General features: G+C 71.4%; 19 protein-coding genes. 17 read left to right on the top strand and 2 right to left on the bottom strand.

The features are described from left to right. The 3 genes from hisS (at window position 1) to TU31_RS20760 (ending at window position 3694) form a co-directional block, all read left to right on the top strand. Entirely contained in the window at window positions 1-1263 is a 1263-nt protein-coding gene (hisS, locus tag TU31_RS20770) for a histidine--tRNA ligase (protein ID WP_042156891.1), read from the top strand. 331 nt (window positions 1264-1594) lie between these two features. Beyond that, window positions 1595-2236, top strand: coding sequence for a vitamin K epoxide reductase family protein (locus TU31_RS20765; RefSeq protein ID WP_042156888.1), 642 nt, complete (start codon window positions 1595-1597; stop codon window positions 2234-2236). An 87-nt stretch (window positions 2237-2323) separates the two neighbouring features. Beyond that, window positions 2324-3694 carry a replication-associated recombination protein A gene (locus tag TU31_RS20760; RefSeq protein WP_042157549.1) on the top strand — a complete coding sequence of 457 codons (1371 nt, stop codon included), beginning with the start codon at window positions 2324-2326 and terminating at the stop codon, window positions 3692-3694. A 25-nt stretch (window positions 3695-3719) separates the two neighbouring features. Here the strand turns inward: TU31_RS20760 and TU31_RS20755 are convergent, their stop codons facing one another. Continuing rightward, a complete protein-coding gene (locus TU31_RS20755) occupies window positions 3720-4472 on the bottom strand; it encodes a DUF2470 domain-containing protein (RefSeq protein ID WP_042156886.1) in 753 nt (250 codons plus the stop codon). Window positions 4473-4654: 182 nt separating this feature from the next. Here TU31_RS20755 and rpsD point away from each other — a divergent pair, with 182 nt between their 5' ends. After that, complete coding sequence (gene rpsD / locus TU31_RS20750; RefSeq protein WP_045867327.1) at window positions 4655-5266, top strand: 30S ribosomal protein S4; 612 nt, start codon at window positions 4655-4657, stop codon at window positions 5264-5266. 26 nt (window positions 5267-5292) lie between these two features. On the opposite strand, the gene TU31_RS20745 is transcribed toward rpsD, so the two are convergent. Further along, complete coding sequence (locus tag TU31_RS20745; protein ID WP_042156884.1) at window positions 5293-7491, bottom strand: ATP-binding protein; 2199 nt, start codon at window positions 7489-7491, stop codon at window positions 5293-5295. A gap of 179 nt (window positions 7492-7670) precedes the next feature. On the opposite strand from TU31_RS20745, the gene TU31_RS20740 reads away from it, so the two are divergent. The 13 genes from TU31_RS20740 (at window position 7671) to efp (ending at window position 20624) form a co-directional block, all read left to right on the top strand. Further along, entirely contained in the window at window positions 7671-8105 is a 435-nt protein-coding gene (locus tag TU31_RS20740; protein ID WP_181018639.1) for a DUF948 domain-containing protein, read from the top strand. 8 nt (window positions 8106-8113) lie between these two features. Then, entirely contained in the window at window positions 8114-8458 is a 345-nt protein-coding gene (locus TU31_RS20735; protein WP_042156880.1) for a DUF6167 family protein, read from the top strand. Further along, a complete protein-coding gene (alaS, locus tag TU31_RS20730) occupies window positions 8458-11127 on the top strand; it encodes an alanine--tRNA ligase (protein WP_042156878.1) in 2670 nt (889 codons plus the stop codon). Before TU31_RS20735 ends, alaS begins: the two co-directional genes overlap by 1 nt. A 14-nt stretch (window positions 11128-11141) precedes the next feature. Continuing rightward, window positions 11142-11606 carry a Holliday junction resolvase RuvX gene (ruvX, locus tag TU31_RS20725; protein WP_042156877.1) on the top strand — a complete coding sequence of 155 codons (465 nt, stop codon included), beginning with the start codon at window positions 11142-11144 and terminating at the stop codon, window positions 11604-11606. A gap of 128 nt (window positions 11607-11734) precedes the next feature. Then, the gene (mltG, locus tag TU31_RS20720; protein WP_042156875.1) at window positions 11735-13399 is read left to right on the top strand and encodes an endolytic transglycosylase MltG; all 1665 of its coding nucleotides are present in this window, start codon (window positions 11735-11737) and stop codon (window positions 13397-13399) included. Next, window positions 13396-14223: a shikimate dehydrogenase gene (locus TU31_RS20715; RefSeq protein ID WP_042156874.1), complete on the top strand. Its 828-nt coding sequence runs from the start codon at window positions 13396-13398 to the stop codon at window positions 14221-14223. Before mltG ends, TU31_RS20715 begins: the two co-directional genes overlap by 4 nt. A gap of 147 nt (window positions 14224-14370) precedes the next feature. Then, window positions 14371-15555 carry a chorismate synthase gene (gene aroC / locus TU31_RS20710; protein WP_042156872.1) on the top strand — a complete coding sequence of 395 codons (1185 nt, stop codon included), beginning with the start codon at window positions 14371-14373 and terminating at the stop codon, window positions 15553-15555. After that, the gene (locus TU31_RS20705; RefSeq protein ID WP_042156870.1) at window positions 15552-16109 is read left to right on the top strand and encodes a shikimate kinase; all 558 of its coding nucleotides are present in this window, start codon (window positions 15552-15554) and stop codon (window positions 16107-16109) included. The genes aroC and TU31_RS20705 overlap by 4 nt, the downstream gene beginning before the upstream one ends. Next, complete coding sequence (aroB, locus tag TU31_RS20700; protein WP_042156867.1) at window positions 16106-17197, top strand: 3-dehydroquinate synthase; 1092 nt, start codon at window positions 16106-16108, stop codon at window positions 17195-17197. Before TU31_RS20705 ends, aroB begins: the two co-directional genes overlap by 4 nt. 5 nt (window positions 17198-17202) lie before the next feature. Beyond that, entirely contained in the window at window positions 17203-17661 is a 459-nt protein-coding gene (aroQ, locus tag TU31_RS20695) for a type II 3-dehydroquinate dehydratase (RefSeq protein WP_042156866.1), read from the top strand. 254 nt (window positions 17662-17915) lie between these two features. Beyond that, window positions 17916-18815, top strand: a complete 900-nt coding sequence (locus tag TU31_RS20690) for a Pro-rich N-terminal domain-containing protein (protein ID WP_063770813.1) — start codon at window positions 17916-17918, stop codon at window positions 18813-18815. 69 nt (window positions 18816-18884) lie between these two features. Then, entirely contained in the window at window positions 18885-19991 is a 1107-nt protein-coding gene (locus TU31_RS20685) for an aminopeptidase P family protein (protein WP_042156862.1), read from the top strand. Window positions 19992-20057: 66 nt separating this feature from the next. Further along, window positions 20058-20624: an elongation factor P gene (gene efp, locus TU31_RS20680; protein WP_018087607.1), complete on the top strand. Its 567-nt coding sequence runs from the start codon at window positions 20058-20060 to the stop codon at window positions 20622-20624. Window positions 20625-20626 lie beyond the last annotated feature (2 nt).

Genomic DNA, 20626 nt, shown 5'->3' with positions numbered 1-20626 from the left:
GTGAGCACCTTCAAGGCCCCCAAGGGCACGTACGACCTGATTCCGCCGCAGTCCGCCACCTATCTCGCGGTGCGCGAGGCGATCGCCGCGCCGCTGAAGAACTCCGGGTACGGCTACATCGAGACGCCCGGTTTCGAGAATGTCGAGCTGTTCGCGCGCGGTGTCGGTGAGTCCACCGACATCGTGACCAAGGAGATGTACGCCTTCGAGACCAAGGGCGGCGACCAGCTCGCGCTGCGCCCCGAGGGCACCGCGTCCGTGCTGCGTGCCGCACTGGAGGCCAACCTCCACAAGGCGGGCAACCTCCCGGTCAAGCTCTGGTACTCCGGCTCGTACTACCGCTACGAGCGTCCGCAGAAGGGCCGTTACCGCCACTTCTCCCAGGTCGGCGCCGAGGCCATCGGTGCCGAAGACCCGGCGCTGGACGCCGAGTTGATCATCCTGGCCGACCAGGCCTACCGCGCACTGGGGCTGCGGAACTTCCGCATCCTGCTCAACTCCCTGGGCGACAAGGAGTGCCGCCCCGTCTACCGGGCCGCCCTCCAGGACTTCCTGCGCGGCCTCGACCTGGACGACGACACCCGGCGCCGGGTCGACATCAACCCGCTGCGCGTCCTGGACGACAAGCGCGAGGCGGTGCAGAAGCAGCTCGACGGGGCGCCCAAGCTCCGCGACTACCTCTGCGAGGCCTGCAAGGCGTACCACGAGCAGGTGCGTGAGCTGCTGACCGCGGCGGGCGTGGCCTTCGAGGACGACGAGAAGCTGGTCCGCGGCCTGGACTACTACACCCGCACCACCTTCGAGTTCGTCCACGACGGCCTCGGCTCGCAGTCCGCGGTGGGCGGCGGCGGCCGCTACGACGGACTCTCGGAGATGATCGGCGGCCCCGCGCTGCCGTCCGTCGGCTGGGCGCTGGGCGTCGACCGCACGGTGCTGGCGCTGGAGGCGGAGGGCGTCACGCTCGACATCCCCGCCGCCACGGCCGTCTACGCGGTACCGCTCGGCGAGGAGGCCCGCCGGGTGCTGTTCGGCGTGGTCACCGAGCTGCGCCGGTCCGGCGTCGCCACCGACTTCGCGTTCGGCGGCAAGGGCCTGAAGAACGCCATGAAGTCGGCCAACCGCTCCGGCGCGCGGCTGGCGCTGGTGGCGGGCGAGCGGGACCTGGCCGAGGGCGTCGTCCAGCTCAAGGACCTGGAGAGCGGTGAGCAGACCGCGGTCGCGCTGGACACCGTGGCCGACGAGGTCCGGCGCACGCTGGGCTGAGGCCGCGGGACGGCGGACCCCGAGGGGCCCGGACGGCGATCGGCCGGCCGGGCCCTTCGTGCGTGCCGGGTCCTCCGTGCCGCCGGGCGCCCGGTGTCAACGGCTGCGGCGCCGTCATCCCGGCGAAGGGTTTCCGGCACGGCCGCACCGGTGGTGGCGGGCGGCAGAGGGGGCGGTGGCCCGGCGAATACTGAGAGAACGCTGTGTGCGGGCGGCTCTTCTTTATGCTCATCGCACGGTGGGGCATGGTGGAGTTGGGGCAGAATGAACGGCGTGGCCGCGATCGGGCCCGCGCTCAGCCCCTACTAGCAGGGATCGACGGAACGGCGATATGACGACGACAGCGCTTGACGACGTGTCCACCGACGACGACCGCGCGAGCGGCCCGGGCACCATCGGCTCGGGTCGCGGATACGCCCTGCTCCTGGTGATCACCGGCGCGCTGGGTCTGCTGGCGGCCTGGGTCATCACCCTGGACAAGTTCGAGCTGCTGAAGAACCCGAACTACAAGCCCGCCTGCAGCCTCAACCCGATCGTCTCCTGCGGCAACGTCATGCAGAGCAAGCAGGCGGAGGCCTTCGGTTTCCCGAACCCGCTCGCCGGCCTGGTCTGCTTCGGCGTGGTGATCGCGATCGGCGTGGCCCTGCTGGCCGGCGGCCGCTTCCGCCGCTGGTACTGGATCGGGCTGAACATCGGCACGCTGCTCGGCACGGTCTTCTGCATGTGGCTGATGTCCCAGTCGCTGTACGTGATCAACTCCCTGTGTCTGTGGTGCACGCTGACCTGGATGATCACGATCCTGATGTTCTGGTACACCACCGTGCACAACCTCAAGCACGGCATCATCCCGGCCCCCGCGGGGCTGCGCCGGACCGTGCTGGAGTTCCACTGGGTCGTGCCGGTGCTCTGGTACGGCGTGATCGCGCTGCTGATCCTCACCAAGTGGTGGTCGTACTGGAGCAGCCTGATCTGAGGTCCCGCCCGCCGCGTTGCCCGTGCCCCGGCCCCGTCCATGACGGCGGCCGGGGCGTTGTCAGTGGGGTGGCTTAGGCTCGTGATCGTGGAGCCCGACCTGTTCACCGCCGCTGCCGAAGACCGCCAGGAGAAGGACCCCGCGGGGTCCCCGCTCGCCGTCCGGATGCGCCCGCGCACCCTCGACGAAGTCGTGGGCCAGCAGCATCTGCTCAAGCCGGGCTCGCCGCTGCGCCGCCTCGTCGGCGAGGGCGGAGGAGGGCCCGCCGGGCCGTCCTCGGTGTTCCTGTGGGGGCCGCCCGGAATCGGCAAGACGACCCTCGCCTATGTCGTCAGCCAGGCGACGAACAAGCGCTTCGTGGAGCTCTCGGCGATCACGGCGGGCGTCAAGGAGGTCCGCGCGGTCATCGACGGCGCACGGCGGGCCTCGGGCGGCTACGGCAAGGAGACCGTCCTCTTCCTCGACGAGATCCACCGCTTCAGCAAGGCCCAGCAGGACTCCCTGCTGCCCGCCGTGGAGAACCGCTGGGTCACCCTGATCGCCGCGACGACCGAGAACCCGTATTTCTCGGTGATCTCGCCGCTGCTCTCCCGCTCCCTGCTGCTGACGCTCGAACCCCTCACGGACGACGATCTGCGCGGGCTGCTGCGGCGTGCGCTGACCGATGCGCGCGGGCTGGCGGGCGCGGTGACCCTGCCCGAGGACACCGAGGGGCATCTGCTGCGGATCGCCGGCGGCGATGCCCGGCGTGCGCTGACGGCCCTGGAGGCCGGTGCCGGTTCCGCGCTGGCCAAGGGCGAGAAGGAGATCACCCTCCAGACGCTGGAGGAGTCCGTCGACCGCGCGGCGGTGAAGTACGACCGGGACGGTGACCAGCACTACGACGTCGCCAGCGCGCTGATCAAGTCCATCCGTGGCTCGGACGTCGACGCCGCGCTGCACTACCTGGCGCGCATGATCGAGGCGGGGGAGGACCCGCGGTTCATCGCCCGCCGGCTGATGATCTCGGCGAGCGAGGACATCGGCCTGGCCGATCCCACGGCGCTGCCGACCGCGGTCGCCGCCGCCCAGGCCGTGGCGATGATCGGATTCCCGGAGGCGCGGATCACGCTGAGCCAGGCCACCATCGCGCTCGCCCTGGCGCCGAAGTCGAACGCCGCGTATATGGCCATCGACGCCGCCCTGGCGGACGTCCGCGCCGGTCAGGCGGGGGCGGTGCCGCTGCATCTGCGTGACAGCCACTACAAGGGCGCTCAGAAGCTCGGCCACGGCCAGGGCTATCAATATCCGCACGACCTGCCGGGCGGTATCGCCGCCCAGCAGTACGCGCCGGACGAGGTGCACGGCAAGCGCTATTACGAGCCCACCCGCCATGGTGCGGAGGCGCGCTACGCCGATGTCGTCGAGCGGGTGCGGACGCGCCTGCGCGCCGACTCCGGTGAGAACGCCGCCGAGTAGCCCTCCGCGGGACGGCGCCCGGTGACTACTCGGCCGCCGCCTCGAAGAGCAGATGCATCGCCCGCCGCAGCTCCGCCACGTCCCGCACGGGCTCGGGAAAGTCGAACCGCGCGTCGAAGGTGTGCTCCTCGGCGTCGGTGAAGCGGACCCGCAGCCCGAAGCGGTCCAGGCCCACCGGCACGGCCCGGCCGCGCAGCCCGCAGACGTCCCTGCGGTCGCCGAGCAGGGTGCACAGCCCGCGTACCTGGTCGCTGTGCGCGGCGTGCAGATGCTGGAGCAGCTCCGCCTCGTGGGCGACGAGGGGATCGGCGGCCGCGTCGGCGAAGTCGTCCGGTTCGACGGACTCGGCGCCCCACAGATCGTCCACCGCGCCCTCGCCGACCTCCAGGCGCAGCATCATCCAGGCGGTCCGCCCGTACAGGCCCGGTGCGGGGTCCGGCTGGAGCGCCTCCCCGAGGCCGAGCAGCTCGCCCACCGGGTGCCGCTCCGCGAGCAGCAGCGCCGCCTCGGCCCGCTGCTCATTGCGGACGGGGGTGAGCCAGCCGGCCACCCAGGCCCGTCCGCGGATGCGATGGGGCACCGAAACGGGCGCGACATCCGTGATCTCCATCACGACCGTGAGGTCGTCGTCCTGCGCGTGTGCCGCCGCCCGAGCCGCCGCAGAGTCCCCGGAAACCAGCAACAGCACGTCTCCGTCGGGTGTCACGGTCCGGCAGACCGGTGCCGAGAGTCCGGTCTCGTCGGGGTCCTCGACACCGGGGATGCTCAGAGACGCCATACCATTGGATTCGACGAGGGTTCGTATGCGCTCGGCGGCAGTGGGCTGCTGGGCGCCTTCCACGGGACGCGGCTGACCCGCCTCGGTGCGGTGTGCACTGGGCAGGGGGATCCCAGGTCGAAACATGCGTTCTCCTCGCGCTAAGGTAAGCCTCACCTAACTTACACGGAGGTCCGTTCCACGTGAACCAGTCGCGTCCCAAGGTCAAGAAGTCCCGCGCGCTCGGCATCGCGCTGACGCCGAAGGCCGTCAAGTACTTCGAGGCCCGTCCCTACCCGCCCGGCGAGCACGGCCGTGGCCGCAAGCAGACCAGTGACTACAAGGTCCGTCTGCTCGAGAAGCAGCGCCTGCGTGCGCAGTACGACATCAGCGAGCGCCAGATGGCGCGTGCCTACGACCGCGCTCGGAAGGTCGAAGGCAAGACCGGCGAAGCGCTGATCATCGAGCTTGAGCGCCGTCTGGACGCGCTCGTCCTGCGTTCGGGCATCGCCCGCACGATCTACCAGGCTCGCCAGATGGTCGTCCACGGCCACATCTCGGTGAACGACCGCAAGGTCGACAAGCCGTCCTTCCGCGTCCGCCCCGGCGACGTCGTGATGGTCCGCGAGCGCAGCCGCGAGAAGCACCCCTTCCAGGTCGCGCGTGAGGGTGGCTACGCCCCCGACGGCGAGACCCCGCGCTACCTCGAGGTCAACCTCCAGGCTCTGGCGTTCCGCCTCGACCGGGACCCGAACCGCAAGGAGATCCCGGTGATCTGCGACGAGCAGCTCGTCGTCGAGTACTACGCCCGCTAAGCACCACCGCAGGCGCAGCACCACGCTCAGCCCGCCGTCTCCCCGCCGCTCGCGGAGGGGGAGGCGGCGGGCTCGCTCGTGCCCGGCGGCGCGATCCGCACCGTCCGGGGCCGGGTGGGCGCCGGACCATCGGTCCGCAGCCCCCGGGCCACCGCCGCGTCCAGGCCGAGGCGCTCGCCCCTGCGCCGGGCACGCTCGTAGCGCTCGGCCCCCAGCCGCTGCCGCGCCTGTTCCTCGCACAGCACGTGCGGCCGGCGGAAGTGGCGCGAGCCGAACAGCGGCAGCCCCACCGACGGCCAGATCCGCCCCGCGGCGCCCTGGAGCACCGCCGCCGCCTCCGCGTCCCCCTCGCCGAGCGTCACCATCGCCAGCAGTTCGAGCGCCAGTACCACGCCCAGCAGGTCGTGGAAGGTGTGATGGACGGCCAGCGACTCCTCCAGCAGGGCCCGGGCCCGCTCGCCGTCGCCCCGTGACCAGGCCGCGTACCCCAGCACGAACTGGGCGTACGCCCGCGTCCAGCGCTCCCCGTGGTCCGCACACACCTCCACGACGTCCTCGCACAGCCGCACCGCGTCCGCCGGCTCGCCCCGGAAGGCCACCGCCATCGCCAGCTCGACCTGTGCCAGCAGCACGGTGCCGTTGAGCTCGCCGATCTCCCGGTAGCGCCGCAGCGCCCCGCGCAGCAGCTCCTCGGCGCGCGGCATGTCGTCGCAGACCAGCGCCAGACAGCCGGTGCGGTGCAGCGCGTACGCGGCCGCGGTGGCGTTGCCGGTCCGCTCGGCCTCGTCCCGGCACTCCTGTAGTGCCCCCAGCGCGCCGATGGTGTCCCCCTGGAGCACCGCGACATAGCCGGTCACCCACAGCGCCTTCAGCCGTGCGTCGTCGTGGTCGCTCTCCAGCTCCAGGGCCCGGTCCAGCCAGTGCCGGCCCTCGGAGAGCCGGCCGCAGCCCACCCAGTAGAACCACAGGGTGCCCGCCAGATACTGGCCCAGATGGGTATCGGCGGGGCACTCCAGGCTCTGCTCCAGCGCCACCCGCAGATTGGGCAGCTCGGCCTCGATCCGGGCGGCGATCTCGGCCTGCCGGGAGCTGAACCAGTCCAGTTCGCACCAGGTGGCCAGCCCCAGGTACCAATCGCGGTGCCGGCGCCGCAGCCGGTCACCGTCGTGCGTCGCCGCCAGCCAGTCCGCGCCGTAGGCCCGTACGGTGTCCAGCATCCGGTAGCGCACCCCGGCCGCGGTCTCCTCCCGCACCAGCACCGACTGGGCGACCAACTCCGCGATGACATCGAGGAGTTCCCCGGCCGGCAGCTCCGGGCCGGAGCAGACGTACTCCACCGCCTCCAGGTCGAACTGCCCGGCGAAGACCGACAGCCGCGCCCACAGCAGCCGCTCCCCGGGCGTACACAGCTCATGGCTCCAGCCGATCGCGGTACGCAGCGTCTGGTGGCGCGGCAGGGCACCGCGGCCGGTGCCGGTCAGCAGCCGGAAGCGGTCGTCGAGCCGCTGGAGCACCTGGTCGACGGAGAGCGCGCGCAGCCGCCCGGCGGCCAGCTCCAGCGCGAGCGGAATCCCGTCGAGCCGCTCACAGAGCTCGGTGACCGCGGCCTCGTTGGCCTCCTCGACGGTGAAGGCACCGAGCACCGCCGCCGCGCGGTCGGCGAACAGGGCGGTCGCATCGGCGGTGTTCAACGGTGCCAGCGCCATGTTCTGCTCGCCGGGGAGTCCGAGCGGGCGTCGTCCGGCGGCCAGCACCCGCAGCCCGGGCGCGCGGCGCAGCAGCTCCGCGGTCAGCTCGGCACAGGCGTCGACCAGGTGCTCATAGCCGTCCAGGACGAGCAGCAGTTCACGGCCGGCGAGGTGGTCACAGAGCGCGGCGCGCACCGGCCGGCCGCCGCGGTCGGCCGGCGCCAGCGCCTCGGCGACGGCGTGGTCCAGGAGGTGCGGTTCGCGCAGGGACGCGAGTTCGACCAGCCACACCCCATCGCAGAAGCGATCCTGCAAGATCGCTGAGCCCTGGCGGGCAAGGCGTGACTTCCCGATGCCGCCGAGCCCGGTGAGCGTCACCAGCCGGGCCGATTCCAGCTGCCGCGCCAGCGTGGCCAGTTCGTCGTCGCGGCCGATGAAGCGGTTGAGTTCCGCGGGAAGGTTCCCCGGCCCGCCCGGTGCCCGCAGACGCTCGGGGGAAGGGCGGGAGAGGGGACCGGGGCGCGTGAGGCGTCGCATGGCACACGGAGCGTACTCGGCAGGATGCGGACCGTACAATCACCCCGCGGGATTCCCCCGGCGCCCGCCCCGTGTGACCGGGAACGGGGTACGGACGGACAGTCACGGCGCGATAAGGTCAAGGTTGCCGTTCGAGCAGGACGAGAACCAGACCAAACCAGTCGGAGAGTGGTGCCAACGTGTCCGGTGGAGAGGTGGCCGGGATCCTCGTGGCCGTCTTCTGGGCGATCCTTGTGTCGTTCCTCGCCCTCGTGCTGGTGAGGCTCGCACAGACGCTCAAGGCGACCACCAAGATGGTGGCCGAGGTGTCCGAGAAGGCCGTGCCACTCCTCGCCGACGCCTCCGCAACGGTCCGCTCCGCGCACACCCAGCTGGCCCGCGTCGATGCCATCGCCGCCGACGTCCAAGAGGTCACCGCCAACGCCTCCGCGCTCTCCTCGACCGTGTCCTCCGCCTTCGGCGGCCCGCTGGTCAAGGTGGCGGCGTTCGGCTACGGCGTGCGCCGCGCGATCGGCAAGAAGGGCGAACCGGAGCCGAAGCGCACCGTCGTCCTCGGCCGTACCCTGCCCGGCGCCCGCCGCGGCGGGCGCCGCAACCGTCGCTCCAAGGACTGATCACAGCGATGTTCCGCCGCGCATTCTGGTTCACCACCGGCGCCGCCGCCGGCGTGTGGGCCACCAACAAGGTCCACCGCAAGCTGCGCAAGCTACAGCCCGACAGCCTCGCCGCACAGGCCGCGGACAAGGCCGTCGAGACCGGACACCGGCTGCGCCAATTTGCATTGGACGTACGCACCGGAATGGCGGACCGTGAAGAGCAGCTGCACGACGCCCTGGGGCTCGGCGAGCCGGACGGGGTGCGCGAGCTGCCGGCACCGCGCCGTGCGGTGCTCGAACCGCAGTACCGAACCACGAGAACAACCGGACACACCGGTCTGACCGGACCGACTGGAAAAGAGGACCACTGATGGAGTCGGCTGAAATCCGCCGCCGCTGGCTGCGCTTCTTCGAGGAGCGCGGGCACACCGTCGTGCCGTCGGCGTCGCTCATCGCGGACGACCCGACGCTGCTCCTCGTCAACGCGGGCATGGTCCCCTTCAAGCCGTACTTCCTCGGTGAGGTCAAGCCGCCCGCCCCGCGCGCCACCAGCGTGCAGAAGTGCGTCCGTACGCCGGACATCGAAGAGGTCGGCAAGACCACCCGGCACGGCACGTTCTTCCAGATGTGCGGCAACTTCTCCTTCGGCGACTACTTCAAGGAAGGCGCCGTCAAGTACGCCTGGGAGCTGCTGACCGGCTCGCAGGCCGACGGCGGCTACGGCCTCGACCCCGAGCGCCTCTGGATCACCGTCTACCTCGAGGACGACGAGGCCGAGCGCATCTGGCACGAGGTCATCGGGGTGCCCAAGGAGCGCATCCAGCGCCTGGGCAAGAAGGAGAACTACTGGTCCATGGGCGTCCCGGGCCCCTGCGGCCCGTGCTCCGAGATCAACTACGACCGCGGCCCGGAGTTCGGCGTCGAGGGCGGCCCGGCCGTCAACGACGAGCGGTATGTGGAGATCTGGAACCTGGTCTTCATGCAGTACGAGCGGGGGGCGGGCACCGGCAAGGAGGACTTCGAGATCCTCGGCGAGCTGCCCAGCAAGAACATCGACACCGGCCTCGGTCTCGAACGCCTGGCGATGATCCTCCAGGACGTCCCGAACATGTACGAGACGGACACCCTGCGCGTCGTCATCGACAAGGCCACCGAGCTCTCCGGGGTGCGCTACGGCGACTCCGACGCCACCGATGTCTCGCTCCGCGTCGTCGCCGACCACATCCGCACGTCCACGATGCTCATCGGCGACGGCGTCACCCCGGGCAACGAGGGCCGTGGCTACGTCCTGCGCCGCATCATGCGCCGAGCCATCCGCAACATGCGGCTGCTCGGCGCCACCGGGCTGGTCATCGGCGAGCTGCTGGACGTGGTCATCAAGACCATGGGCCAGCAGTATCCGGAGCTGCTGGAGGACCGCCGCCGCATCGAGACGGTCGCCCTCGCCGAGGAGGCCGCCTTCGTCAAGACGCTGAAGGCCGGCACCAACATCCTCGACACCGCCGTCACGGACACCAAGGCCGCCGGCTCCTCGGTCCTGCCCGGCGACAAGGCGTTCCTGCTCCACGACACCTGGGGCTTCCCGATCGACCTCACCCTCGAAATGGCCGCCGAGCAGGGCCTTTCGGTGGACGAGGACGGTTTCCGCCGTCTGATGAAGGAGCAGCGGGACCGCGCCAAGGCCGACGCCCAGGCCAAGAAGAGCGGCCACGCCGACCTGTCCGCCTACCGTGAGGTCGCCGACAAGTCCGGCAGCACGGAGTTCACCGGCTACAGCGCCACCGAGGGCGAGTCCTCCATCGTCGGCCTCCTGGTCAACGGCGCCCCGGCCCCCGCCGCCCACGAGGGCGACGAGGTCGAGGTCGTCCTGGACCGCACCCCCTTCTACGCCGAGGGCGGCGGCCAGCTCGCCGACACCGGCCGGATCAAGCTGGACTCCGGCGCCGTCGTCGAGGTCCGCGACGTCCAGCAGCCGGTGCCCGGCGTGACGGTCCACAAGGGCGTCGTCCAGGTCGGCGAGGTGGTGCTCGGCTCGGCCGCGTTCGCCACCATCGACGTCAGCCGCCGCCGCGCCATCGCCCGCGCCCACAGCGCCACCCACCTCACCCACCAGGCGCTGCGCGACGCCCTCGGCCCGACGGCCGCCCAGGCCGGTTCGGAGAACTCCCCGGGCCGCTTCCGCTTCGACTTCGGCTCGCCGGCCGCCGTGCCCGGCACGGTGCTGACCGACGTCGAGCAGAAGATCAACGACGTCCTCGCCCGTGAGCTCGATGTGCATGCCGAGGTCATGAGCATGGAGGACGCCAAGAAGCAGGGCGCCATCGCCGAATTCGGTGAGAAGTACGGCGACCGTGTCCGGGTCGTCACCATCGGCGACTTCTCCAAGGAGCTGTGCGGCGGGACCCACGTCCACAACACCGCTCAGCTGGGCCTGGTGAAGCTGCTCGGCGAGTCGTCCATCGGCTCCGGCGTGCGCCGGGTCGAGGCGCTGGTCGGCGTGGACGCCTACAAGTTCCTGGCCCGGGAGCACACTGTCGTCTCCCAGCTCACCGAGCTGGTCAAGGGCCGCCCGGAGGAGCTGCCGGAGAAGATCTCCGGTGTCCTGGCCAAGCTGAAGGACGCCGAGAAGGAGATCGAGAAGTTCCGCGCCGAGAAGGTGCTCCAGGCCGCCGCCGGGCTGGCCGAGGGCGCCAAGGACGTGCGCGGGGTGGCGCTGGCCGCCGGGCAGGTCCCGGACGGCACCTCCGCCGACGATCTGCGCAAGCTGGTGCTGGACGTCCGCGGCCGGATCCAGGGCGACCGTGCCGCCGTCGTGGCGCTGTTCTCGGTCGCCAACGGCCGCCCGGTGACGGTCATCGCCACCAACGAGGCCGCCCGCGAGCGCGGTATCAAGGCCGGTGACCTGGTCCGTACGGCCGCCAAGACGCTCGGCGGCGGTGGCGGCGGCAAGCCGGACGTCGCCCAGGGCGGCGGTCAGAACCCCGCCGCGGTGCCCGAGGCCATCGAGGCCGTCGAGCGCCTCGTCGCCGAGGCGGCCTGACGCGCGTGAGTGAGATGCGACGCGGCCGGCGCATCGCCGTGGATGTCGGGGACGCCCGTATCGGGGTCGCCTCGTGCGACCCCGACGGGGTCCTCGCCACCCCCGTCGAGACCGTGCCGGGACGTGATGTCCCGTCAGCACACCGTCGGCTCAAGGCGATCGTCGAGGAGTACGAGCCCCTCGAAGTCGTGGTCGGCCTGCCCCGCTCCCTCAGTGGGGGAGAGGGGCAGGCCGCGGCCAAGGTCCGGGCCTTCGCCCAGGAGATGGCCCGGAACATCGCCCCCGTAGGGGTCCGGCTGGTCGACGAGCGGATGTCGACGGTCACCGCCACCCAGGGGCTGCGGGCCTCCGGGGTCCGGAGCAAGAAGGGCCGCTCGGTGGTCGACCAGGCCGCCGCGGTGGTGATCCTGCAGAGCGCGCTGGAGACCGAACGCGTCTCCGGGGAACCTCCTGGCGAGAGCGTCGAAGTGGTCATCTGATCGCGGTACGGTAACGTTCCGCGCGATGTGCGGCGTTCGAACAGCCGCGCGTGCAAGTAGAGGCGGACCGGGTTACCGCAAGCGCACTGCCGGGCCGGAGTGCACCGCCTCTTGGCTCTAGGGGATCGATGACCGAGTATGGCCGGGGCTACGGCTCCGAACCGTGGCATCCCGAGGACCCGCTCTACGGAGACGGTTCCTCCAGAGGCCAGGACCAGCAGCCTCAGTGGGACGGACAGCAGGCCCACCGGTATCCCCAGCAGCAGGCTGACCCGTACGCCCAGCAGCACTACAACGGCGGCTGGGACGGGACGCAGGGCGGGCAGGCGCCCTACGACCCGTACGACCCCTACGGGCAGCAGCCACCGGCCGACCCGTACGGCGGGGCGAGCCCCGACTACTACGCCGCTCCCGAGGCCTATCCGCCGCAGCCCCAGCATCCGCGGCAGCAGGCCCAGCAGGGGTTGCATCAGCAACAGCAGTACCAGCAGCCGCCGCATCCCCAGCAGCGGGAGCCCTACTACGACGAGGGCACCGGGGCCGGCGACGACTGGCGGGCCGAGCCGGAGCCGCGCGAGCCGGAGCCGGAGCACGCGTTCTTCGCGGACCACGGCGATGACGACGACCGCGACGACCACGACCCGCGCGAGGAGGGCCGCGGCGGCCGCGAACGCCGCGGCAAGAAGAACAAGAAGGACAAGAAGAACAAACGGCACAGCGGCCGGACCTGCCTGGTCGTCACCCTGTTCTTCGCCGGAGCCGTCGGTGTCGTCGGCTACTTCGGCTATGACTTCATCATGAGCCACCTCGGTTCGGCCCCCGACTACGAGGGCGAAGGAACCGGTGAGGTCCAGGTCGAGGTCCCGGACGGTTCCACGATCCTTCAGATGGGTCTGGCCCTCAAGAAAGCCGGTGTGGTCAAGAGCGCCGACGCGTTCTCCGAGGCGGCCGTCGACAGCAAGAAGGACAAAGTCCTTCAGCCGGGGACATATTCCCTGCGCAAGCACATGTCCGCGGCCTCGGCCGTCGAGTTGATGGCGGACCCCAAGAGCCGCAACGGCCTCACGATCCGTGAAGGGCTGCGCTCCGGCGACGTCTACAAACTCATCGACAAAAAGCTCCACCTCAAGACGGGCACGACCAAGGGCATCGCCAAGACCGAGTCCAAGAGCCTCGGCCTGCCCTCGTGGGCCAACGCCTCCGCGAAGATAAAGGACCCGCTGGAGGGGTTCCTTTATCCGTCGACGTACAGCGTGGGGGAGAACACGAAGCCGGCGGCGGTCCTGAAGCAGATGGTGGCGCGCGCGAACCAGGTCTACGGGAAGTACGACCTGGAGGGGAATGCCCGGAAGCTGCACCTCGATTCGCCGACGCAGCTGCTCACCGTCGCCAGCCTCACGCAGGCCGAGGGCAAGTACAAGCACGACTTCGACCGGGTCGCACGGGTCGTCTACAACCGTCTCAAGCCGAACAACACCGAGACCTACGGTCTGCTGGATTTCGACTCGACGGTGAATTACGCCAGGTCCCAGAGCACGCTCGACACGGGCTCCGTCGACGACCTGCGGAACTTCAACGATCCCTACAACACCTACAAGTTCAAGGGGTTGCCGCCGGGACCGATCGGTAACCCGGGTGAAGAGGCGCTGAAGTCGGCGATCCACCCGACCAAGGGCAACTGGTACTACTTCGTCTCGATCAATCCGGAAAAGACGCTGTTCGCCGAGACGAACGAAGAGCACGAACGCAACCGCCGCATTTACCTCAAGGAACAAGAGAAAGCCAAGCAATGAGCACCACCCGTCGGGCTGCGGTACTCGGCTCCCCGATCGCCCATTCCCTCTCCCCGGTGCTGCACCGCGCCGCGTATGCGGAACTGGGGCTGGAGGACTGGGCGTACGACCGCTACGAGGTCGACGAGGCGGCGTTGCCCGGTTTTCTGGAGAAGCTCGGCCCCGAGTGGGCGGGTCTGTCGCTGACCATGCCGCTCAAGCGCGCGGTGATTCCGCTGCTGGACGAGGTCAGCGATGTCGCTGCTTCGGTGGAGGCCGTCAATACGGTGGTCTTCACCGAGGGCGGCCGGAGCGTCGGCGACAACACCGACATCCCCGGCATGCTCGCGGCGCTGCGTGAGCGCGGGGTGGAACAGGTCGAGCGGGCGTCGGTCCTGGGGGCCGGTGCCACCGCCTCCTCCGCGCTCGCCGCGCTCTCCCGGATCTGCACCGGCGAGGTCACCGCGTACGTCCGCAGCGCGGCGCGTGCCGACGAGATGCGCGGCTGGGGCGAGCGGCTCGGCGTCACGGTCCGCACCGCCGCCTGGGAGGACGCCGCCGCGGCCTTCGAGGCACCGCTGACCATCGCGACCACCCCGGCGGGGACCACCGACGCGCTCGCCGCCGCGGTCCCCGACCGGCCCGGCACGCTCTTCGACGTGCTCTACGAGCCCTGGCCGACGGCGCTGGCCACGGCCTGGTCCGACCGCGGCGGCGCCGTGGTCGGCGGCCTCGACCTCCTGGTCCACCAGGCCGTGCTCCAGGTGGAGCGGATGACGGGCCGGTCCCCGGCGCCGCTGGCCGCGATGCGCACGGCGGGCGAGGCGGCGCTCACCGCCCGCTGACCCTCCGCACCGGACCCTTCCGCCCGGTCCGTCCCGTCCGTCCCCGCGCGCCCGGTCCGCACCCTGGACTGGGCGCCGGTCGTCCCGCGCGACGTGGGAGGATCAGGGAGAGACCGTACGCGGATGAGCAGTACATGAGGAGCACCGTTGAGCAGGTTGCGCTGGCTGACGGCGGGGGAGTCGCACGGCCCCGCACTCGTGGCGACGCTGGAGGGCCTTCCGGCCGGCGTGCCGATCACCACGGAGATGGTGGCGGACGCGCTGGCCCGGCGCCGGCTCGGCTATGGCCGCGGTGCCCGGATGAAGTTCGAGCAGGACGAGGTCACCTTCCTGGGCGGGGTGCGGCACGGTCTGTCGATGGGCTCGCCCGTGGCGATCATGGTCGGCAACACCGAGTGGCCCAAGTGGGAGCAGGTGATGGCGGCCGACCCGGTGGACCCGGAGGAGCTGGCCGCGCTGGCCCGTAACGCGCCGCTGACCCGTCCCCGCCCCGGCCACGCCGACCTCGCCGGTATGCAGAAGTACGGCTTCGACGAGGCCCGCCCGATCCTGGAGCGCGCCTCCGCCCGCGAGACCGCCGCCCGGGTCGCCCTCGGCACGGTCGCCCGGTCCTTCCTCAAGGAGACGGCCGGCATCGAGATCGTCTCGCATGTCGTCGAGCTGGCCTCGGCCAAGGCCCCGTACGGCGTCCACCCCAAGCCCTCCGACGTCGAGAAGCTGGACGCCGACCCGGTGCGCTGCCTGGACGCGGACGCGAGCAAGGCGATGGTCGCCGAGATCGACCAGGCCCACAAGGACGGTGACACCCTCGGCGGTGTGGTCGAGGTGCTGGCCTACGGCGTGCCGGTGGGCCTCGGCTCGCATGTGCACTGGGACCGGCGTCTGGACGCCCGGCTGGCCGCCGCCCTCATGGGCATCCAGGCCATCAAGGGCGTCGAGGTCGGCGACGGCTTCGACCTGGCGCGGGTGCCGGGCTCGAAGGCCCATGACGAGATCGTCGCCACCGACGACGGCATCAAGCGCAGCTCGGGCCGCTCCGGCGGCACCGAGGGGGGGCTGACGACCGGCGAGCTGCTGCGGGTGCGTGCCGCCATGAAGCCGATCGCGACGGTGCCGAAGGCGCTGGCGACCATCGATGTGACCACCGGCGAGGCGGCCAAGGCGCACCACCAGCGCTCGGACGTCTGCGCCGTGCCGGCCGCCGGTATCGTCGCCGAGGCCATGGTGGCGCTCGTGCTGGCGGATGCGGTGGTGGAGAAGTTCGGCGGCGACAGCGTGCCGGAGACCCGCCGCAATGTGCGGAACTTCCTCGACAACCTGGCGATCAAATGACGTCCCCGGTCGTCGTGCTGATCGGCCCGCCCGGGGCCGGTAAGTCGACGGTGGGCGCGCTGCTGGCCGAGCGGCTGGGCGTCGGCTACCGGGACACCGACGCCGACATCGTCGCCACGGCCGGCCGGCCGATCGCCGAGATCTTCATCGACCAGGGCGAGCCGCACTTCCGCGAGCTGGAGCGGGCCGCGGTGCGTGACGCGCTCGACGGCCATCCGGGCGTGCTCGCGCTCGGCGGCGGCGCGATCCTCGACGAGGGCACCCGCAAGCTGCTGACCGGACTGCCGGTGGTCTTCCTGGACGTCCAACTCGCGGACGCCGTCAAGCGGGTGGGCCTGGACGCGCCCCGCCCGCTGCTGGCCGTCAATCCGCGCAAGCAGTGGCGCGAGCTGATGGAGCGCCGCCGCCCGCTGTACACCGAGGTCGCGCGCGCCGTGATCGCCACGGGGGAGCGGACCCCCGAGCAGGTCGTCGAGGCGATCCTGGACGCGCTGGAGCTACGCCAGGCCGCGGGAGACGCCCCGCAGGCCGCCCACAGGGAGGAACAGGCATGACGGAGCAGGCCACCCGGATCCAGGTAGGCGGCACGGCGGGCACCGATCCGTATGAGGTGCTCGTCGGGCGGCAGCTGCTCGGTGAACTCCCGGGCCTGATCGGTGAGGGTGTCCGGCGGGTCGCGGTGCTGCACCCGGAGGCGCTGGCCGCCACCGGAGAGGCGCTGCGCGAGGACCTGGCCTCCCAGGGCTACGAGGCGATCGCCATCCAGCTGCCGAACGCCGAGGAGTCCAAGACCGCCGAGGTCGCGGCCTACTGCTGGAAGGCGCTCGGCCAGTCCGGCTTCACCCGCAGCGATGTCATCGTCGGCGTCGGCGGCGGGGCCACCACCGACCTGGCCGGCTTCGTCGCCGCGACCTGGCTGCGAGGGGTGCGCTGGATCGCCGTACCGACCACCGTGCTCGGCATGGTGGACGCGGCGGTCGGCGGCAAGACCGGCATCAACACCGCCGAGGGCAAGAACCTCGTCGGCGCCTTCCACCCGCCGGCCGGGGTGCTCTGCGACCTGGCCGCGCTGGACTCGCTGCCGGTGCACGACTACGTCTCCGGGCTGGCCGAGGTCATCAAGGCCGGCTTCATCGCCGACCCGGCGATCCTCGACCTGATCGAGTCGGACCCGGAGGCCGCCAAGCGCCCGGACGGTGCGCACACCGCCGAGCTGATCGAGCGGGCGATCCGGGTCAAGGCCGAGGTGGTCTCCGCGGACCTCAAGGAGTCCGGACTGCGGGAGATCCTCAACTACGGCCACACCCTCGCGCACGCCATCGAGAAGAACGAGCGCTACAACTGGCGGCACGGCGCGGCCGTCTCCGTCGGCATGGTCTTCGCCGCCGAACTCGGCCGGATCGCCGGCCGCCTGGACGACGCCACCGCCGACCGGCACCGCTCCGTCCTGGAGTCCGTCGGGCTGCCGCTGACCTACCGGGGCGACCAGTGGCCCAAGCTGCTGGAGACCATGAAGGTCGACAAGAAGTCCCGCGGTGACCGGCTGCGCTTCATCGTCCTGGACGGCCTCGCCAAGCCGACCGTCCTGGAGGGCCCGGACCCGGCCATGCTGCTCGCCGCACACGCCGAGATCGCGGCGTGAGCGGCATGAGTGCTGCGCGCGGCAAGCCCCGTCGGGTGCTCGTCCTCAACGGGCCCAACCTCGGCCGGCTGGGCTCCCGTGAGCCCGATGTCTACGGCGCCACCTCCTACACCGGCCTGGTCGAGGAGTGCACCGGGCTCGGCAAGGAGCTGGGGTTCGACGCCGAGGTCCGGGAGACCAACGACGAGGGCGAGATGATCCGCTGGCTGCACGAGGCCGCCGACGGATCGATTCCGGTCATCATCAACCCCGGTGCCTTCACGCACTATTCGTACGGCATGCGGGACGCGGCCGCCCAGCGCACCGCCCCGCTGATCGAGGTGCACATCTCCAACCCGTATGCCCGCGAGGAGTTCCGCCACAATTCGGTCATCGCGGCCATCGCCAGCGGTACGGTCGCCGGCTTCGGTATCGGCTCCTACCGGCTCGCGCTCCGCGCGCTGGCCGAGGAACTGGGCGACTGACGCCTCTCGGCTCGTACGGCGCCCCCGGCCGTTCCCGCAGCGAGCGCCGGGGGCAGGAGACCCACCGGCCGTGTCCGGGAGGGTACCGTTCGCAGCAGCACCACCCACGCCGACGGCTGTGGGGCACAACGGCCCCTCCGGGCCGGTGGGTTACCGCACGGGGCACCGGGCAGCCGAGCCCGGCGCCCGGGCGCCATCCGGCGTGAGCCGGGAGCACCGCACCACGTCGACCGCACGAGACGGAGAGCCACCGGATGCAGTACGCAGTGGGGGCTCCGCTGCCACCGCCCCGCGGGCAGGCATCAGGACCCGGGGCATCCATGCACTGGACGCCCCACCCGGGAGGGCACGCACCGGGTGGGCACAATCCGCCCGCCTCGCCCCCGGCCCCTTCGCCCCCGCCGCAGGCACCCGCCGCTCCGCAGCCGCCCGTGCAGCAGCCCGCCCCGGCTGCCGGCCAGGGCTGGCACGGGCCCGCACCCCAGCAGGCCCCGCCCACTCAGCACGGCATGGACGTCACCGGCCATGTGCCGCTGCCCCCGGGCGCCCCGGTGCCGCTGCCCAGCCCGCCCACCGATGCCGCACCGGACGCCGCGCACGCGGCCGTCGCGGTGCTGCTCATCGGCCCGGCCGGGGCCGGCAAGACGAGCGTGGCGCGCCACTGGGCCGACACCCGGCGGGTGCCGACCGCGCACATCAGCCTCGACGATGTCCGCGAATGGGTCCGCTCGGGCTTCGCCGACCCGCAGTCCGGCTGGAACGACCACTCCGAGGCGCAGTACCGCCTCGCCCGCCGCACCTGCGGCTTCGCGGCCCGTAACTTCCTCGCCAACGGCATCTCCTGCATCCTCGACGACGCCGTCTTCCCCGACCGGCCGGTCGTCGGCCTCGGCGGCTGGAAGCGGCATGTGGGCCCCGGGCTGCTGCCGATCGTGCTGCTGCCCGGCCTGGAGATCGTGCTGGAGCGCAACGCCCGGCGCAGCGGCAACCGCCGGCTCTCCGACGAAGAGGTGGCCAGGATCCACGGGCGGATGGCCGGCTGGTACGGCTCCGGCCTGCCGATCATCGACAATTCCCAGCACGACGTCGCCACCACGGTGCGGGTGCTGGACGACGTCGTCGCCCGCAGCATCGCCAGCCCGCCCAACTGGTAGGACGGCACCGGTACCCCGGGCGGCCCCGCTCGACCGGCCGCCTCGGGGGAGTCGCCGTACGCTCGTGATATGTCCGAGTTGTACGCGGCCCGACGCACGCGTCTGCGGGACCGCGTAGCCGGGGCCGGAAGCGCCGGCGCACTGATCTCGCGCCCCGCGAACGTCCGCTACCTCACCGGTTGTGCCCCGCCGGGCGCCGCGCTGCTGCTGGGACCGGCCGACGATGTGCTGCTCTGTGGCAGCCCGCTGAGCGGTGATCCCTCCGAGGGGCGCCCGGCCGAGGACGTACGGGTCTCGGTGCTGCCGACCCGTGGTGGCGACCCGGTGGTGGCGGGCGCCGACCTGGCCGCGAAGGCCGGCGCGGACACCCTGGCCGTCGAGGAGCACCACCTCACCGTCACCCGGCACCGGGCGCTCTCGCAGGTCGCGCCGCAACTGCGGCTGACCGATATGGCGTGCGCGGTCGAGGCGCAGCGGCTGGTCAAGGACGACGACGAGATCGCCTGTCTGCGGATCGCCGCGGAGATCGCCGACCAGGCCCTGGGGGAGCTCCTGGAATCGATCCTGGTCGGCCGTACCGAGCGGCATCTCGCGCTGGAGCTGGAGCGCCGGCTGGTCGACCACGGCGCGGACGGCCCGGCCTTCCCCACCTCCGTCGCGACCGGCCCGAACGCCGGCCGCCCCGGGCATCTGCCCACCGACCGGCGGGTCGAGGAGGGCGACTTCCTCAGCGTCGGGCTCGGCGCCAATTACCGCGGCTACCGCTGCGAGATCGGCCGGACCTTCGTCATCGGCACCACGCCCTCGGACTGGCAGATCGAGCTGTACGATCTCGTTTTCGCAGCCCAGCGCGCCGGCCGCGAGGCGCTCGCGCCGGGTGTGGAGTGCCGCGAGGTGGACCGGGTGACCCGCCATGTCCTGGACGCCGCGGGGTACGGGGAGCGGCTCGGACCGTGGACCGGGCACGGTGTGGGACTCGAAATCGATGAGGACCCTCAGTTGTCCCCTGCCGCCATGGGTAAACTGGACGCTTGCGTGCCGGTCACCGTCGAGCCGGGGGTTCACATCCCGGGCCGTGGGGGTGTCCGGATCGACGACACACTCGTCGTCCGCCCCGAGGCGGACGGCGGGCCCGAGCTACTCACGATCACGACCAAGGAGCTGCTCGCACTCTGAGCCGTAGGGTTTCGGCGTGCGCCGCTCCGGGGTCCCACCACTGGCAGTCCAGGAGATTCCGCAACCGTGGCATCCACGAACGACCTCAAGAACGGCATGGTGCTCAAGCTCGAAGGCGGCCAGCTCTGGTCCGTCGTCGAGTTCCAGCACGTCAAGCCCGGCAAGGGCCCCGCCTTTGTCCGCACGAAGCTCAAGAACGTGCTGTCCGGCAAGGTGGTGGACAAGACCTTCAACGCCGGCGTGAAGGTCGAGACGGCCACCGTCGACAAGCGCGGAATGCAGTTCTCGTACATGGACGGCGACTACTTCGTCTTCATGGACATGGACACCTACGACCAGCTGCACGTCGACCGCAAGGCCGTCGGTGACGCCGCGAACTACCTCATCGAGGGCTTCGAGGCGGTCGTGGCGCAGCACGAGGGCGAGGTGCTCTACGTCGAGCTCCCGGCCGCGGTCGAGCTGACCATCAAGCACACCGAGCCCGGTGTGCAGGGCGACCGCTCCACCGGCGGCTCCAAGCCCGCCGAGCTGGAGACCGGCTACTCCATCCAGGTGCCGCTCTTCATCACCACCGGTGAGAAGATCAAGGTCGACACCCGCACGGGCGACTACCTCGGCCGGGTGAACAGCTAACC

Source organism: Streptomyces lydicamycinicus (genome assembly GCF_000829715.2).
GTDB lineage: Bacteria > Actinomycetota > Actinomycetes > Streptomycetales > Streptomycetaceae > Streptomyces > Streptomyces lydicamycinicus.
This window is presented reverse-complemented; position numbering and strand designations above follow the sequence as displayed.

Bases quoted from the DNA above. Each gene is read 5' to 3' on its own strand.
- TU31_RS20765 (WP_042156888.1), top strand. From the start codon at position 1,595: ATGACGACGACAGCGCTTGACGACGTGTCCACCGACGACGACCGCGCG.
- TU31_RS20755 (WP_042156886.1), bottom strand. From the start codon at position 4,472: ATGGCGTCTCTGAGCATCCCCGGTGTCGAGGACCCCGACGAGACCGGA.
- TU31_RS20745 (WP_042156884.1), bottom strand. From the start codon at position 7,491: ATGCGACGCCTCACGCGCCCCGGTCCCCTCTCCCGCCCTTCCCCCGAG.
- TU31_RS20735 (WP_042156880.1), top strand. From the start codon at position 8,114: ATGTTCCGCCGCGCATTCTGGTTCACCACCGGCGCCGCCGCCGGCGTG.
- alaS (WP_042156878.1), top strand. From the start codon at position 8,458: ATGGAGTCGGCTGAAATCCGCCGCCGCTGGCTGCGCTTCTTCGAGGAG.
- ruvX (WP_042156877.1), top strand. From the start codon at position 11,142: ATGCGACGCGGCCGGCGCATCGCCGTGGATGTCGGGGACGCCCGTATC.
- mltG (WP_042156875.1), top strand. From the start codon at position 11,735: ATGACCGAGTATGGCCGGGGCTACGGCTCCGAACCGTGGCATCCCGAG.
- TU31_RS20715 (WP_042156874.1), top strand. From the start codon at position 13,396: ATGAGCACCACCCGTCGGGCTGCGGTACTCGGCTCCCCGATCGCCCAT.
- TU31_RS20705 (WP_042156870.1), top strand. From the start codon at position 15,552: ATGACGTCCCCGGTCGTCGTGCTGATCGGCCCGCCCGGGGCCGGTAAG.
- aroB (WP_042156867.1), top strand. From the start codon at position 16,106: ATGACGGAGCAGGCCACCCGGATCCAGGTAGGCGGCACGGCGGGCACC.
- aroQ (WP_042156866.1), top strand. From the start codon at position 17,203: ATGAGTGCTGCGCGCGGCAAGCCCCGTCGGGTGCTCGTCCTCAACGGG.
- TU31_RS20690 (WP_063770813.1), top strand. From the start codon at position 17,916: ATGCAGTACGCAGTGGGGGCTCCGCTGCCACCGCCCCGCGGGCAGGCA.
- TU31_RS20685 (WP_042156862.1), top strand. From the start codon at position 18,885: ATGTCCGAGTTGTACGCGGCCCGACGCACGCGTCTGCGGGACCGCGTA.